Annotated in this window: 15 protein-coding genes; 10 read left to right on the forward strand and 5 right to left on the reverse strand. The window is 61.6% G+C overall.

The features are described from left to right. Positions 1–166: 166 nt before the first annotated feature. The 3 genes from hemN to nirK all read right to left on the reverse strand — a co-directional run bounded on the left by hemN (position 167) and on the right by nirK (position 3,646). On the reverse strand, positions 167–1,519 hold the full coding sequence (hemN, locus tag ACZYOF_RS05095) for an oxygen-independent coproporphyrinogen III oxidase (protein WP_463715022.1): 1,353 nt from the start codon (positions 1,517–1,519) through the stop codon (positions 167–169). A 76-nt stretch (positions 1,520–1,595) separates the two neighbouring features. Continuing rightward, on the reverse strand, positions 1,596–2,459 hold the full coding sequence (locus tag ACZYOF_RS05100; RefSeq protein WP_463715023.1) for an SUMF1/EgtB/PvdO family nonheme iron enzyme: 864 nt from the start codon (positions 2,457–2,459) through the stop codon (positions 1,596–1,598). 65 nt (positions 2,460–2,524) lie between these two features. Beyond that, positions 2,525–3,646 carry a copper-containing nitrite reductase gene (gene nirK, locus ACZYOF_RS05105; RefSeq protein WP_463715024.1) on the reverse strand — a complete coding sequence of 374 codons (1,122 nt, stop codon included), beginning with the start codon at positions 3,644–3,646 and terminating at the stop codon, positions 2,525–2,527. 172 nt (positions 3,647–3,818) lie between these two features. On the opposite strand from nirK, the gene ACZYOF_RS05110 reads away from it, so the two are divergent. Beyond that, complete coding sequence (locus ACZYOF_RS05110) at positions 3,819–4,031, forward strand: DUF1858 domain-containing protein (RefSeq protein WP_463715025.1); 213 nt, start codon at positions 3,819–3,821, stop codon at positions 4,029–4,031. Between the two features lie 34 nt (positions 4,032–4,065). Here the strand turns inward: ACZYOF_RS05110 and ACZYOF_RS05115 are convergent, their stop codons facing one another. After that, entirely contained in the window at positions 4,066–4,788 is a 723-nt protein-coding gene (locus tag ACZYOF_RS05115; RefSeq protein WP_463715026.1) for a Crp/Fnr family transcriptional regulator, read from the reverse strand. A 189-nt stretch (positions 4,789–4,977) separates the two neighbouring features. Here ACZYOF_RS05115 and ACZYOF_RS05120 point away from each other — a divergent pair, with 189 nt between their 5' ends. Continuing rightward, positions 4,978–5,433 carry a pseudoazurin gene (locus tag ACZYOF_RS05120; protein WP_463715027.1) on the forward strand — a complete coding sequence of 152 codons (456 nt, stop codon included), beginning with the start codon at positions 4,978–4,980 and terminating at the stop codon, positions 5,431–5,433. Positions 5,434–5,776: 343 nt separating this feature from the next. On the opposite strand, the gene ACZYOF_RS05125 is transcribed toward ACZYOF_RS05120, so the two are convergent. Beyond that, positions 5,777–5,908 carry a hypothetical protein gene (locus ACZYOF_RS05125; protein ID WP_282526816.1) on the reverse strand — a complete coding sequence of 44 codons (132 nt, stop codon included), beginning with the start codon at positions 5,906–5,908 and terminating at the stop codon, positions 5,777–5,779. A 381-nt stretch (positions 5,909–6,289) separates the two neighbouring features. Here ACZYOF_RS05125 and ACZYOF_RS05130 point away from each other — a divergent pair, with 381 nt between their 5' ends. From ACZYOF_RS05130 to ACZYOF_RS05165, 8 genes are all read left to right on the forward strand, one after another. After that, positions 6,290–7,597 carry a hypothetical protein gene (locus ACZYOF_RS05130; RefSeq protein ID WP_463715028.1) on the forward strand — a complete coding sequence of 436 codons (1,308 nt, stop codon included), beginning with the start codon at positions 6,290–6,292 and terminating at the stop codon, positions 7,595–7,597. 22 nt (positions 7,598–7,619) lie between these two features. Beyond that, complete coding sequence (locus ACZYOF_RS05135; protein WP_463715029.1) at positions 7,620–8,126, forward strand: DUF2249 domain-containing protein; 507 nt, start codon at positions 7,620–7,622, stop codon at positions 8,124–8,126. Beyond that, on the forward strand, positions 8,123–8,437 hold the full coding sequence (locus ACZYOF_RS05140; RefSeq protein ID WP_463715030.1) for a metal-sulfur cluster assembly factor: 315 nt from the start codon (positions 8,123–8,125) through the stop codon (positions 8,435–8,437). Before ACZYOF_RS05135 ends, ACZYOF_RS05140 begins: the two co-directional genes overlap by 4 nt. Before the next feature lie 234 nt (positions 8,438–8,671). Then, a complete protein-coding gene (locus ACZYOF_RS05145; protein ID WP_463715031.1) occupies positions 8,672–10,531 on the forward strand; it encodes a flagellar hook-basal body complex protein in 1,860 nt (619 codons plus the stop codon). Positions 10,532–10,572: 41 nt separating this feature from the next. Next, on the forward strand, positions 10,573–12,465 hold the full coding sequence (gene flgK / locus ACZYOF_RS05150) for a flagellar hook-associated protein FlgK (RefSeq protein WP_394567450.1): 1,893 nt from the start codon (positions 10,573–10,575) through the stop codon (positions 12,463–12,465). Between the two features lie 7 nt (positions 12,466–12,472). Continuing rightward, complete coding sequence (locus tag ACZYOF_RS05155; RefSeq protein ID WP_463715032.1) at positions 12,473–14,041, forward strand: flagellar biosynthesis protein FlgL; 1,569 nt, start codon at positions 12,473–12,475, stop codon at positions 14,039–14,041. 268 nt (positions 14,042–14,309) lie between these two features. After that, positions 14,310–14,945, forward strand: coding sequence for an STN domain-containing protein (locus ACZYOF_RS05160; RefSeq protein WP_463715033.1), 636 nt, complete (start codon positions 14,310–14,312; stop codon positions 14,943–14,945). Next, on the forward strand, positions 14,942–15,454 hold the full coding sequence (locus tag ACZYOF_RS05165) for a sigma-70 family RNA polymerase sigma factor (protein WP_463715034.1): 513 nt from the start codon (positions 14,942–14,944) through the stop codon (positions 15,452–15,454). Before ACZYOF_RS05160 ends, ACZYOF_RS05165 begins: the two co-directional genes overlap by 4 nt. The last annotated feature ends 84 nt before the right edge of the window (positions 15,455–15,538 follow it).

Consider the following 15,538-nt stretch of genomic DNA (forward strand, 5'->3'; position numbering starts at 1 on the left):
GGAGTGCCGCTTGCGGCGCGTCTCGAGACGATGCTGCGCATCGCTCGGAGAACCATGAGGCCCGTCTCGTCCGCAGCCATCAAACCGCTATATGCGATAGCCTTGCGCTTGCGGGGAGGTGAAGCCAGGCCGCAATCGATTCAACCTGATCGGATCATGCTCTAGTTCAGACCGCGCGGCTGTGCGTGGCTGCGGATCGCGGAAGATGCGCGTCGAATGCCGAAGCGACGCTGCGGACCAGGAATTCCGCACCGTCGTTGACCGCGAGGCGGTCATCGAACATCGTCACGGCGCCATCGGCGATGAGGCTATCGATCCGTGACCGATCGACGATAGCGGACTCCGGATCACGGCCGTGCAGCCGCGATACCTTGGGGAGGTCGACGGCAAGATCGCACATGATCCGTTCGATGATGTCGGCGCGGAAGAGATCTTCCTCGGTGAAGGCGTAGCCCTTGATCGTGGCGAACCGCTCCTCGACGATGCGCGCAAGATAGTCGCGCGTTGGCACGGCGTTCTGCACGAAACCTTGAGGCATGCGGCCGATGGCGCTGGCGCCGAGACCGATGAGCGTGTCGGCCGTATCGTCGGTGTAGCCCTGGAAATTCCGCCGCAACCTGCCTTCGCGTCTTGCCACGGCAAGATTGTCGGTGGGAAGGGCGAAGTGATCGAGGCCGATGCGCACATAGCCTGCATCGAGCAGGGCCTGCGCGATCGTCTCCGACTGAAGATGCCGCTCGATGCTGTCAGGCAAGGACTCCTCGGCAATCTTGCGCTGGTGCTTCTTGAAGGAGGGAATGTGCGCGTAGCCGAACACCGAGAAGCGATCCGGACGCAGCTCGACGCATTTTGCGACCGTGTCCAGGCACGAATCCACGGTCTGCAGGGGCAAGCCATAGAGCAGGTCGAAATTGAGCCTGCGGACGCCGGCCCGGCGCAGCCGCTCGACGGACGCGGCCGTCTGTTCAAAGCTCTGGTGGCGATTGATGGCGCGCTGCACGGCCGGGTCGAAGCTCTGGACGCCAAGGCTCGCACGGTTGACGCCGCAATAGCCCAGCGCCTCCGCCATCGGCTCGGTCAGCGTGCGGGGATCGATCTCGACGGCGATCTCGGCTTCGGGGAGCACGAAGAACGAATAGCGCAGGGCGCCGACGAGATCCGCGAACGTCTCCGGCGACATGATTGTCGGAGTGCCGCCACCGAAATGGATATGGGAGAGCGGCAGCCTTTGCCCAATCGTCTCGGCGACAAGGAGCGCTTCCGTGCGCAGGCCCGCCGCGTAGATCGCAATCGGCTCGTCACGCTTGGTCACGGATGTATGACATCCGCAGTACCAGCACATGGCTCGGCAGAACGGCACATGGAGATAGAGCGACGCTGGCTGGCGAATGGGTATCGATTTGAGCCACTGCCGATAGTCGGTTTCGCCGATCTCAGGCGAAAAATGCGGGGCCGTCGGATAGCTGGTGTACCGTGGGAGCCGGTCCTGCCCGTAGGATTGCGCCAAGTCGGATCGCATCTGCCTTCCTCCTTCGTCTCCGCATGATCTATCGGACCCGTGGGGGAATGACTTTGTTCTAGCTCAACCCGTCCGCTTATGTCCGCGGCAGCAGCTTCGCCATGTTCCGGGAGATCGCCGCGGCGACCGAGCTGGAAGGCTCGACGACGAGCCTGAAGCCGAGATTGGTCGGCGGAATGCCCACGGCGCATCCGCCGGACTTGGGATCACGAATGAAATCCGTCATGTAGGCGCGGTGGGCTCCCTCCACGACGCGGACCCCGCAATTCGTGTTGGTGATCCGCTCACCTCCGTCATCGAGCGAGGCGCGGACGAAGCAGCTATCCGTCCACTCCCAGACATTGCCGGCCAGGTCGTCCAGTCCGTTGCTGTTGGTGCCGAATGTCCCCCCGGGTTGCGCGGCCTTTTCGGCAGGCTTGGAGCGGGCGGATTCGGCTTCATAACGGGCGATCCAGGCCTGCGCCGGATCCGCAGGGTCGACCAGCGGCAACGCTTCGTCGCGCGCCTTCTCGGCGGCCGCGAATGTCCACTCCTCGTCGGTCGGCAGGCGATGGGTAACGCCGGTCCTGCGCGACAGCCATGCAGCATAGGCCGAGGCGTTGTGCCAACTGACGCCGACGACGGGCAGGTCCAGGGAGCCGTTGGGGACCGGCACCTTTGGACATGCTCCGTCATCGACGCAGCGCACGTACTCGGCGACCGTGACCTGCCGCTTCATGACAGTGAGATCAGCAGGCAGGCGGAGTTTGCGCAGCGGCCCTTCGACCGGTCTGTCATTCCGCGAGAAATCGCCGGCAGCCCGATAGCTGAAGGAAACAGGAGAGAGGCGCACAGCACCGTAGTCATCATGCGGAGGCGCGGGCGAGAACACGGTGGCCAGGATCGGCGCAGCCAGCGCGCCAGCGAGCATGGCCGTCTTCATTTTCATCAGGATGAGCATGATGTCGCCTCCACTTGGTGAAACGGCCCGCGGGTAGGGACCGCGGGCCGTTCCTTCAGCTCCACCTACCGGCTTAGGGTCACCGGGTCGGCGGCGCCGAGCTTGTCGGCCGGGATCGGGCCGGGAGGAGAGACCTGCTTCATGAGGTCATCGCTCCATTTGCCTTCCACCTTGATGTGCGCTGCGGCTCCGAGTTCGAAGGCCTCGATCAAGTTGTGGTTGAGGTAGGCGTACACGCCAGGCTGACGGAAGGTATACATCGCGGCTGCCGCCGAACCGCCGCGCACCAGCCAGGTCTCGAGATCCTTCTCCGGCGGGTTGTTGAACTTGCCGGTCTCCCAGACATAGTCGCCGTGCCCGCCGATCAGGTGAGGACGGGTGTCGCGGTTGGCCTGCGAATGCACGATCATCACGGTCTCGCCGACCTTCGCAGTCAATGCATTCTTGCCGGTCAGCGCACCGACCCGTCCGTTGAAGACGACGTGCGTCGGGATCAGCTTGCGCATGACCTCCGTGGTATCAGCATAGGACTCGCCGACCGTATCGTAGGTCTTGTACTTGCCGTTCGCGTCCTTCGGTATGTAGAGGTCGTTTTCGCCGATGTAGAATATCTTGTCGTAGCGTAGCGGCTTGCCGTCACGGTCCTTCAGCCCATCGCGCGGTAGCACCATCACCGTGCCGTGCATGCCGGACACCACGTGCCATGGGACCATGCCTTCAGGCGCGCAGTGATAGACGAAGACACCGGGACGCGTCGCCTTCCAGCGCAGCACCGCCTGTTCGCCCGGATTGACCTTGGTCAGCGCGCCGCCGCCCAGCGCTCCGGTCGACGAGTGAAGGTCGATGTTGTGCGGCATGGAATTGCTCGCGGGATTGACCAGCGTCAGCTCCATGTAGTCGCCTTCGTGCACAACCATCATCGGGCCGGGCATCGAGCCATTGAAGGTCATCGCATGAAATTTGGTGCCGGCGTCGTCGACCACGACTTCCTTTTCCTGGACCGTGAGCTTGAACTCCACGATCTTCGGTCCGGCTTTGGTCGCCTGTTCGTGCGCATGCACGAACGGCGGCGCGACCAGCTCGACACGTTCGCGTGGCAGCTTGAGATCGTCGGCGGCCAGCGCCGGCGTACTTATCATCAGCGCCGCGATCGCGGCTCCCATAAGGGCGGTCCTTCTCGTCAGCATGATGTTCTCCATCGCTTCAATCGTCCTAATTCGATGCGTGCATCATGTGCGATCTGGTGGCCAGACACTTTGCTCTGGAACAATGAGATGTCGATTTATTCGACGATGAGATCTGCTTAAGAATTTGCGGACGATCAAAGATAACTGGAGGCAAACACGTTAAGGTAGCGACATGAAATCGAATGCATTGCCTACCGCGGATATGATGGTCGACGACGTGATGCGTCGATGGCCGCTCGCGATAGGCGTCTTTCTCGACTTCAGGATGCTATGTGTCGGCTGTCCGATCGGCGCTTTCCACTCGATCGAAGAAGCATGCGGCGAACACGGCGTAGACACCGGCGTCTTCGTGTCGAAGCTCATGGATACTGCGAGAGCGGCTTAGATCATGATCCGATTAGAAGGAATCGGATCATGCTCTAGGGCTCGCGCTTGTGTGCCTGAACGGCTTCTTCGCCTTCGGCGAGACTATGCAGCCGATGTGTGTCGCGCAGAACGATGCGCTGCCTGCCACCCTCGACCAGGCCCTGCTGCTCCCACGCACTGAGAATACGGCTGACGGTATGCAGCGTCGTTCCGGTCATCTCGGCGACATCCTGCCGGCTGATCGGGAAGTCGATCTCGACACCGGCATGGACTTTCTTGCCGGCCTGTTTGGCGAGGCGGAGCAGTGCATGGGCGACGCGCTGCTCGACCTGCTCGCTTGACATCTCCATGACGCGCGCTTGCGTGTCCTGAAGACGGCTGCCCACGGTCTGGAGCGCGGTGCTGGCGAGGCTCGGGTATTTGACGATCAGGCGCTGCCAGGAGGACGAAGGCCAGGCGAGCGCGATGCTGTCCACGGCGGCGACGGCGGTTGCCGGATAGTGCGTCAGGTTCATTGCCTGCGCGACGCCGAACAGCTCGCCGGCCGAGACGTAGCGGACCACGGACTGCTGCCCCTGCGATGTCGTCTTCTCGACCCGAAGATGTCCGTGAAGCAAAAGGAAGAAGCGATCCGCCTCGGCGCCCTGGTCGAACACCGCGGCCCCCTTCGGGTATCGAATCGAACGCGCCTCGCGCAGCAGTTCGTCCTGTTCGGTGGGCGTAAGCCCGGCGAACATCGGTAGGTTCGCGACCAGCGAGCGGTCGACTGCGGCCATGGATATCCTCGTTCCAATGTGCCGCGGGGACTATCGGCGGCCGACGCAAGCCCCAGCGGCTCGTCAGAGTTCTTAGTCCAGGATTCTACGACGAAGTTGAGCTGGCGCAACCTAGACCGGGCGAGGCGGGGATATCTGACTTGCGGGAGCCCGGTGGACCTCGGGCGCAAGTTTCAGGAAGTGGAAAGCATGAGACAGATTGCGATGTTGGTTGGCGCGGCGGCGGCTCTAATCCTGGCCGGAAGCGCCCAGGCGGCGGACGTGGAAGTCAAGCTCCTGAACAGGGGCGCCGAAGGTGTGATGGTGTTCGAGCCGGCCTTCGTGAAGATCGCACCCGGCGACACCGTGAAGTTCCTGTCTACCGACAAGGGCCACAACGCCGAATCCATCAAGGGCATGCTTCCCGACGGCGCAACGCCGTTCGTCGGCAAGAACGGCGAAGATATTGCCGTCAAATTCGACAAGGAGGGTGTCTACGGCATCAAGTGTCTTCCCCACTACGGCATGGGCATGGTCGCGATGATCGTGGTCGGAACGCCCGGCAACGTCGATCAGGCCAAGGCAGTCCCACAGAGCGGCAAGGCAAAGCAGGTGTTCGCGACGCTCTTCGACAAACTCGAAGCCGGCAAGACCGCGTCCAAGTAACGGTCTACCGGCCTCAGCTTCGCCAGAGCGTGATGCGATCAGATCGCTTGGCATCCCCGATGGCAACTGCGCTCCCTCTCCTGCTTGCGGGGGAGGGCTGGGGTGGGGGTATCTCCGCGATTCACGGTGTCCTTGCAAGCGGAGAGAGCCCCCACCCGGCGCTGGCGCGCCGACCTCCCCGCAAGCGGAAGAGGTAAAGCAGTCGCTGCGGATTTAATCAAATCGCATCAGGCTTTAGTAAGTCGAATGGCGGGAGCCAGCCGCCGTCCGGGGCAGCGCCACACATTAACAGCTATTCTATTGCCGAAAGCGACAGGCGCATTGATATAGCGCAAAGCCAGACCTATTGACGCACCTTCTCTTCGACCGGGCAGCAGGCAGCCTTGCTCTCGGGGAAAATCAGGATCGACGTTCCCTCCTCGAGCCTCCGGAGAATATCGTCGGTGATAGCCTCGAAAAGTTTGCGTTCGATCACGCGATCTCTTCGGCTTCGTCGTCGCAATCTTTCGAAAATCCGCATCGCGTCCTCCGTTCATGATGAACCCAATATTGCAGATTTGGGGCGGTTCGATCTTTGTCGGGGATCAAACAGCTAGAGCTTCGGTTCTGATTGAATCAGAACCGAAGCTCTAGATTCTTGTTTTGACGCGTTTTCTTCACGCGAACCGGTGTCCACTTCGCTCGAAAACGCTCTATGTGAAGGACACGGCAATTTGTGCTCCGACAAAGAGCCCTCGATCGTGACGACCTACGATTACGGTTATTGAACGAGAATGACGCCCAAAGACGCCAATGGCGGCGATGCAGAGAGAGTTCTGAGATCACGATGATCGGCGCCAGCATATCACGATGGACGATGAGCTACTTCGCGATGGCGATCGCCTGGCTGTTCGTCGCGCTGGCGCTGATGGTGGCGGGCGTCGGCTTTCCCGCGGCCGATGTTGCAGCACCGGATACGCTCGTCCTCGCGCACGTGGTCTGCATCGGATGGCTCAGCCTCGCAATGTGCGGCGCGCTGTTCCAGTTCGTGCCTGTGCTCGTGGCGAAGCCGCTGTTCTCGGAGAAGTGGGCTTTGCCTGCTCTGGGTCTTCTGACCGCCGGTCTCGCCTCGCTGCTCGCGGGCTTCCTGGCATTGGGAGGTCGGCTGCCGGCCTGGCTCTGGCTGCTTCCGCTCGGCGCGGTCCTGCTGATCGCCGGATTCGGGCTGATCGTCGTCGATCTCGGGCTGACCGCATGGTTGCGGCCGGTGGGGCCGGCCCGCTTCGTCCTCGTCGGGTTGGCCTCTCTCTGTGTCACCGTCTCCTTCGGCGCGGTGTTCGCGTTCGCACTCGTGGGGTGGGCGGGATCGACCGGGCAATCGCTTCTGGCCGGCGGCGTGCCGCTGCACGCGATCGCCGGTCTTGGCGGCTGGCTGACGTTGACGGCGATGGGCGTCAGCTACCGGCTATTGTCCATGTTCATGCTCTCGCCTGACGTCGACGACCGGAAAAGCGGCACGACGTTGATGGCGGGCGCGCTCGCGATCGCCGTCACAGTGGTCGGCGGCGTCCTCGCGGTCGAGCTCTTTGCCGGATTGGACGTGGTGCTATCGATTGCCGCGGTCCTCGGCCTGGCGACTGCCGCTCTATACGGGCGCGACGTGTGCGCAATCTTCCGCGCGCGCAAGCGCCGCCAGCTCGAGCTCAATACGCGGATGGCGACGCTGTCCTTCGCGAGCCTGGCGGGGACGGCGCTTCTGGGCGCAGCGCTTGTCGTGACCGGCGACTTTGCCGCGCATGTCGGAGCCTTCGCCTTCCTCGCCGTCTTCGGCTGGCTGTCGGGCCTGGTCCTCGCCAAGCTCTACAAGATCGTAGCGTTCCTGACCTGGCTGGAGACTTATGGTCCGGTGATGGGACGAACCCCGACTCCCCGCGTTCAGGACCTCGTCGCGGAGCGGAGGGCATCGAAGTGGTTCGTGATCTACTACGCGGGCGTCTGGACCGGAACGCTGATGCTGCCGGTCGGCCAACCCTGGGGATTCCGGGCCGCCGCGATGGCGATGACGGCCGGAGTCATCGGCATCGTTCGCGAAGTGATCCGGACGCGGCAGCTTGCGGATGTCGCGAATCCGCTGCGCCTTCCGGGCGGCGCCCGCGCGCCCCATCTGCTGTTTGCAAGGAACTAAAGACCAAACGGAGGGAAGAAGCATGACCGAATACATCGACGTAGATGTCCGTCCGATCCTGCGTGCAGGCGGCGAACCGTTCTCGGTCATCATGGCCGCACTAGAACGCCTAGAGGCAGGGCAGGGGCTCCGCCTTTACGCCACGTTCAAGCCGATCCCGCTATTCGCCGTCATGGCAGACAGAGGGTTCATGCATTCCGAGCGCGCGCTCGACGGCGGCGAATGGGAAGTTCTGTTCACGCCGGCGGAGGCGACGGAGAACACGGCCGCTCCGAGCGGCACGCCGAGCTTCGACAATTGGCCGGAGCCTGCTGTGACGCTCGACAATCGCGACCTCGATCCTCCTGAGCCCATGGTCCGGATCCTTGCGGCCGCCGAGAAACTAGGTCCCGGCGAGACTCTTTCCGCGCTGCTGCGCCGTGAGCCCGTCTTTCTGTTTCCGCAGCTCGAGAAGCGTGGATACCGCTGGCTCGGAGGGTTCACGCCTGATGGCGCGACCTACGAACTGACCGTGAGGGCTCCGTCTTGACAAGCGAACTCGTCGACCGTATTCGGGACGCGCTGCGTGTCGTGATCGATCCCGAGCTCGGTCACAACATCGTCGATCTCGGCTTCGTCTATGACATCTCGGTCATCGGAGACGCCGTCCGCATCACGATGACGGCGACCACCCCAGGATGCCCCGCGACCGGTTTCCTGCAAGAAGGCGTGACCAGCTGTGTTGCGGAGGTGCCGGGCGTCGGCTCGGTCGATGTCGAGATGACGTTCGATCCGCCCTGGACTCCAGCACGTATCGATCCAACCGTCCGCGCGGCGCTTGGCTTCGCCGCGGTCAACTGACCTCGGGACGACGACGTTCCCGGCAAGGCGACGTCGTATTCGCGGCACGCGAACAGGTGGGCAAAAGTTGCTCGGTCCGGCAATTTTGATCCGGTCTTGCCGCTATCTCGCAGTCTCAATTATCTGATTTTATTGCATTTTTTCATTGGCAGGCGGCTTGCAACGATCCCAGCGGTTGCGGCCATGACACCTGAAGCATCCCGGCGGCCGCCCGGATCCATTGGAGATGATGTAATGGGTATCTTCGGCGCCCTGACCACGTCCGTTGCAGGACTGCGGGCAAACTCGTACGCGCTGGAAAACATTTCCGGTAACATCGCGAACTCGCAGACGACCGGCTTCAAGCGGATCGACACCAGCTTCCTTGACCTCATTCCCGACACCGGCACGAACGCGCAGCTTGCAGGCAGCGTGGTTGCGAACTCGCGCAGCACCAACACGCTTGCCGGCTCCGTTCAGTCGGCTTCGGTCTCCACCTACATGGCGATCAACGGCGACGGCTTCTTCGCCGTGCAGAAGCCGGGCAGCATATCTGACAGCCAGCCGATATTCGACGGCGTCAACCGATACACTAGGCGCGGCGACTTTACGCTGGATAAAAACGGATATCTCGTTAACGGTGCCGGCTACTATCTCGAGGGCGTGAAGATTGATCCGACGACCGGAAATCCCGCCGGAAGTACGCCAGAAGTCCTGAGGTTCCAGAACGATTTCCTGCCGTCGCAGGCAACCACCAAGATCGACTATCGAGCCAATCTCGCCAGCTACCCGCTGACAACCAAGCACCAAACATCAGTGCCAGGCTCGGAATTGCTGAGGCCTGCCGATTTCATATCCAATCCACGAACCCTTGGAACGGCCGCGACGCCATTTGCCAATACACCCGTGACCGGTAATGCGCGGAACAACCTCGAGACGATAGCGAAACCCATTTCCGCAGCAACGTCGCTCGTGAGCGCGGCGGGCACGGATTCGCTCACGGCGGGCTTTGCCAGCGGTGATACTCTGGTGTTGAAGACCACCACGGGCGGTGTGACCACAACCAAGACGATCTCCTTCTATACCGGAGCCGCGCCCGCGCCTGTCGCCGGCACTACCTTTGTCGATCTCGCCACCGCGACGGTTGGAAGCCTTTTAACCACCATTGACGGTCTTACAGGCAATGTTTCGCCATCACCGGCATCCAGCGTGTCGAGCACCGGCGCAATCACCTTGAATACGGGCACGGCAAGTGACTTCAGCCTCGCCGCAGGTTCTTCCGCATCGGCTGTCGCAGCATTTCAAGCGCTGGGCTTCTCGGGCACCGTTGTCGGGATGCGTGCGGGCGGCGGGACAGCCGGTACCGGCGTCGTCATTGGCAGCGACAATCAAGCCTTCCTGGATGAGTCGATAAGCGGAGGCGCGAGGACCGTGTATGACGGCAACGGCGCTCCAGTCAGCCTGCAGTTCCGCTGGGCCAAGGTTGAATCGTCCACCATGGGTGGGACGGATACCTGGAATCTATTCTACCAGGTCAATTCCAACGCGACCGGAAACACCGTTGCCTGGCAGAACGTCGGAACGGACTTCAAGTTTGGTCCGAACGGGCAGATGCAGCCGGTGGTCAGTCAGATCACGCTGGCCGGGCTTACCGTGGATGGTACCAGCCTGGGTAACGTCACAATGGCATTTGGCACCGGCGGACTAACGTCGTTTGCGGACACCAATGGCAACGTGCAAGTGAACCAACTGCAGCAGGACGGTTACGCCGCGGGTCAACTGCAAAGCGTATCGGTCAGCGACGAGGGACGTGTTGTCGGCACCTACTCGAACGGCCGCACCATCGATCTCGCGGAGGTCTCTATTGCCACCTTCAACGGCGCTAACTTCCTGAAGCGTGTCGACGGCGGCGCTTTTGAAGTGACCAACGAATCCGGAGACGCGCTCTATGGAAAAGGCGGGAGTATTTCGGGCTCGTCGCTCGAATCTTCGAACACTGATATCGCTGACGAATTCACAAAATTGATCGTGACGCAGCAGGCCTATTCGGCGAACACCAAGGTGATCACGACAACGAACACGATGGTCCAGGATCTCCTGAACGTGATGCGGTAATTGACACCGGCGCGCGCGTAACCGCTTGAGAGGAACTTGTCATGAGTCTGAATGACGCCCTCGCCATCGCCATGTCCGGCCTCCGCGCCAACCAGGCGGCGATGTCGCTGGTCTCATCGAACGTCGCCAATGCGGAAACGCCCGGCTATGTTCGCAAGACGCTCGACCAGGTCACGTCCTATGCCGGTGCACATGGCAGCAACGTCGTCGTCGCCGGGATCAATCGTGAACTCGATCAATATATCCAGGCGCAGTTGCGCACGGAAACGTCGGGCGCGTCGTATGCCTCGCTTCGCTCAAACGTTCTGCAGCAACTGCAAAGCCTCTATGGAGATCCGGGTTCAATCGGAACGCTGGAGAGCGCATTTAACAACCTCACGACGGCGCTGCAGGCGCTCACCACCAGCGCTGACAGCCAGTCGGCCCGAATAGGCGTTCTCAACGCGGCGTCGACGCTCACGCAACAACTGAACTCGATGACGCAAGGTATTCAAACCTTGCGCGGCACCGCAGAGACCGGCATCAAGGACTCGGTCACGACGGCGAACAATCTGCTCAAGCAGATAGCGTCAATCAACAACCAATTGAAGGCTAATCCATCCGGCGGCACGTCTACCGATGCGTCGACCGCCGCATTGCTCGATCAACGTGACCAGTATGTGAATCAGCTGTCCGAGCTGATGGACATCCGTGTCACGACCAATGGCGCCAACCAGGTCACGGTTTTTACCGGCTCGGGCATCCAGCTCGTGGGTAACGAAGCCGCGACCCTGTCGTTCAATGCTCAGGCCACCGTTGGTGCAAATACGACTTGGAGCAGCGATCCCAATCAGAGCCAGCTTGGCTCCGTCATACTTGAGTTTCCGGGCAGTGGCGCGTCGATCGATCTCACGGCTACCGGTGCGATCAAATCGGGCAAGATCGCGGCTTATACCGAGCTGCGAGACAAGACGTTAGTCACGGCACAGAACCAGCTCGACCAGTTTGCTGCGTCGCTGTCGAGCGCGTTGTCCGATCAAACAACAGCGGGCACCCCGATAACGGGCTCGCCAGTCCCCGCCGGAACGCCTTCGGGGTTTGCGCTCGATGTCTCGGGCATGAAATCCGGCAACGTCATTCATCTCACTTATACCGATGCGGCGACCAATCAACAGCGCCAAATCTCCCTCGTGCGGGTTGATGACCCCCGCGTGCTGCCGCTGTCGAACGATGTGACGGCGGACCCGAATGATCAGGTGATCGGGATCGATTTCTCCGGGTCGTTCTCGTCGGTGCTCGATCAGCTCAACGCGGCTCTTGGTGGCAACGTCACGTTCAGCGGGACAAGCACATCGCTGAGCGTTCTGAGCAATCCCGCTTTCGCCCGGATCGATAGCGCCTCGGTTACGGTCACCAAGGGCACGAACGCCTTGAGCGATGGCAGCCCGCAGATCGATCTCTTCACTGACAGCGGTTCACCTTACAGCGGTGCGATCAGCGCGTCGGGATCTCAGATAACGGGTCTTGCGGGACGCCTGACGGTCAACAGCGCGCTGATCAATGATCCTGCCAAGCTCGTAACCTACGGGAGTTCGACGCCCGCAGGGGACACCACACGGCCCTCGTTCATCCTCAATCAGCTGAGCAACGCGACTTACACGTTTGGTGCGCAGAGCGGGGTTGGTAGTGCGAGCGCGCCGTTCAAGGGCACGCTGCTCAGCTTCATGCGACAGTTCACCAGTCAGCAGGGGGCAGATGCCGACGCTGCGAAGCAGCTTGCTGATGGTCAGAACGTCGTGCTCAGCACGCTCCAGCAGAAGATGTCGACGTCCTCGGGCGTGAACATGGATGAAGAGATGGCGCATCTCTTGTCGTTACAGAACGCTTATTCGGCAAACGCGCGCGTGATGTCGGCGGTCAACGACATGTACAAGACCCTGATGCAGGTATTCTGAGGCAGCCATGACAATATCCGGGGTTAGTCAACGCACATCCTATATCGGCTCGGGCATTCTCGATTTGCGCAGTCAGCTTGATACGCTGACGCAGCAGCTCGCGTCCGGCAAGATTTCCAATACTTACGCTGGACAGGGGAGTGGCCGCAGCCTTGCGATCGCGCTGCGCGCGCAGATCACAGGGATAGGAGCCTATTCCGATACTGCGACCAATCTGAACACGCGCATTGGTGTCGTCAACCTTTCACTGCAGCAACTGGTGAAGATCGGGTCGGAAGTGAAGGGCGCCGCCGTCAGCGCAAGCACGGATCTCGACGATGCGGGCCATACCTCCGGCCAGAAGACTGCATTGCTCGACTTCACCGATTCAGTCGACATGCTCAACGCGAAGTCAGGCGATCGCTATCTGTTTTCCGGCCGTGCTACCGATACCGCGCCCGTGGCGTCGGCCGATGAGATCATGAACGGTCGCGGCGCGCAGGTCGCCGGACTGAAGCAGGTCATCGCCGAGCGAAAGATCGCTGATCTCGGTGTCAATCAGAATGGCCGCGTCGGCAATGCCGTTGGCACGCCGGCAACATCAGTTGTTCTCAGCGAGGAGGACGCAACACCGGCTCCTCCGCAGCAGGCGCAGCCGTTCGGGATCAAGCTAACCGGCGTATCCACAAATATAACGGGCGCTACCGTCACCCAGCCCGTCGACCTGCCCGCGACCGTTCCGCCGGCGCCGCCGGCAACGCCGGTGCAGAAGTCCATGTCGGTCGATCTTGGCGCGACCAATCCGAAGCCCGGCGACCAGGTCAAGTTCACCTTCACCATGCCGGACGGCACCAAAGAAGATATTGTCATGACGGCGTCGAACACCACGCCGCTCGCCGCCAACAGCTTCCTGATTGGGGCCGATCCCACCGCGACCGCGGCCAACCTGAACACGGCGCTCGGGACCTCGATGAAGAATCTGGCGAACGGTCCGATGGTGGCAGCGTCTGCGATGGAGGCCGGTGATAACTTTTTCGATCAACCTCCGCTGCGCGTCGGCACGACGCCGCTTGCCTCGGCCACGACGCTTGTGGCCGGCACTGCCGACAACACCGTGATTTGGTACAACGGCGAACAGAATACTGCTGCGAACGGTTCGGCGCGCGGATCGGCGGTAGCCCAGATCGATACATCCATCACGGTGCAGTATGGCGCCAGAGCCGACGAACCCGCATTGCGTTCGCAACTGCAGACGGTGGCAGTATTCGCGGCTGTGACCACATCGGCGACGGACCCCTATGCCAATGCCCAGGTCACCGCGCTCAACCAGCGCGTCGCGAACAGTTTGGCAACCGTCCCGGGGACCCAGACGATTGAAGATATTCAGGCGGACTTCGCCGGCGCGCAGGGCTCGATCAAAGCGGCCACCGATCGGCAAGTTCAAACCAAGGCGATGGCGCAAACGATGCTGGATTCCATCGAAGGCATCAATGACGACGAAGTCGCGACCAAGATCCTGGCACTGCAGACGGCGCTGCAGGCGTCTTATCAAACGACATCGATGCTTTACCAGATGAGCCTCGTCAAATTCCTCTAACTGCAGGCTTTCGGCAGGGCCGGCACGCGTGTCGTGAAACTGTAATATCGCGTCTTTAGTGTCGTGACATTCGTCGGCGTGGGGATGGATCTGCTGGCGTCCAACTTGAATCGTCAGCAGCCAGTGTCTTTCCGAAGCTTCTACTGCTGATCGGGCAGTGAAAATGCTTCAGTCGGCCGATACGGCGGTTAGGTTACACCATAATTTGCAGCGTTGCTGGCTCAGTTATGTCGCCCCTTGGGCTATTGGACTTGCGCTGACCGGCATGATGCCGGCTGGACGACCGGTTCTGGCGCAGTCAGGGAGCGAGACAGTCGTCGATTTTTCGATCCCGTCGCAGCCGCTGGCCTCGGCGCTCGGCCGCTACGGCGATGCAACGGGCAATGAGGCGCTTTACGAAGGAGGCCTCGCGGACGGGCGACTCTCGGCCGACGTGCAAGGGCGGTTGACGCCGGCCGAGGCCTTGCAGCGCCTCCTGGCAGGGACCGGCCTCGTTGCCCGCTTCGTCGCCGAAGGCACCTTCGTCCTCGCGCCCGCGCCGCAGCACAAATCGAAGCAAGCGATGCCGGCTGCGCATCAACGCTATTATGCGCTTATCCAGGAGGATGTGCTCGACACCTTGTGCAGGCTGCGCGAAGCGCGGCCTAATCACTACCGTCTTGTTACCGTGTTCTGGATTGCGCAAAGCGGCGCTGTTGAAGATCTCTTGCGCGTCGGCACGTCGGGAAGTGCGAGTACCGATCAACTGATCGATCAGACATTGCGCGGGCTGAAATTCAGAGAACCGCCGCCAGCCGATTTCGTACAGCCGGTTCGTCTGTTGTTCGTGCCGCAAGGCCCTGGCGTGAATTCGGGCTGCGCAACCGCAGACGCTCGCCTGCGCGCTCATGGAGCCGCGCCGTGACCGAGACCGCCTTGGCGATCATGCGCAGGCTGTTTATCGACGGCTATGACGATCTGAAAAAGCGACTGACCCTGCGCCTGGGCTCGGCCGACCTCGCGGGCGAGGCCATGCATGATACGTGGTTGCGTCTGGCACGGCTGGAGCCGGCCGGCGCGGTCCAACGTCCCGAGCATTATCTTTTTCGCGCCGCCTTGAATGCGGCCGACGATCGACGCCGCCGCGAGAAGCGCCACAGCCGCAACGTCGAGCTGGATGACGCTTTGGAGATTCCAGACGGGCAGCCGACGGCGGAGGAGGAGCTGATCGCCCGATCGGAGCTTGCGGCGTTCGAGACGATCATGGCAGAACTTCCGCCGCGTCGGCGCGCGATTTTTCTGGCGGCGCGTGTCGGCAATGTCCCTCGCCAGGTCATTGCCGACCAGATGAGGATTTCGCGACGACTGGTTGCCAGAGAGCTGATGCTGGCGCACAAGCACTGTCTGTCGCGCTGGAAAGAGTTGATGGAATAGCGTTGCCGTTTCGGCCTCCCAGAACCGTCTTAGTATAGAGAACTATGAAGATTGCGAGCCGTATCCTCGGGCGTCGTGCGGAGA

It is taken from the genome of Bradyrhizobium sp. LeoA1Lang (assembly GCF_055413685.1).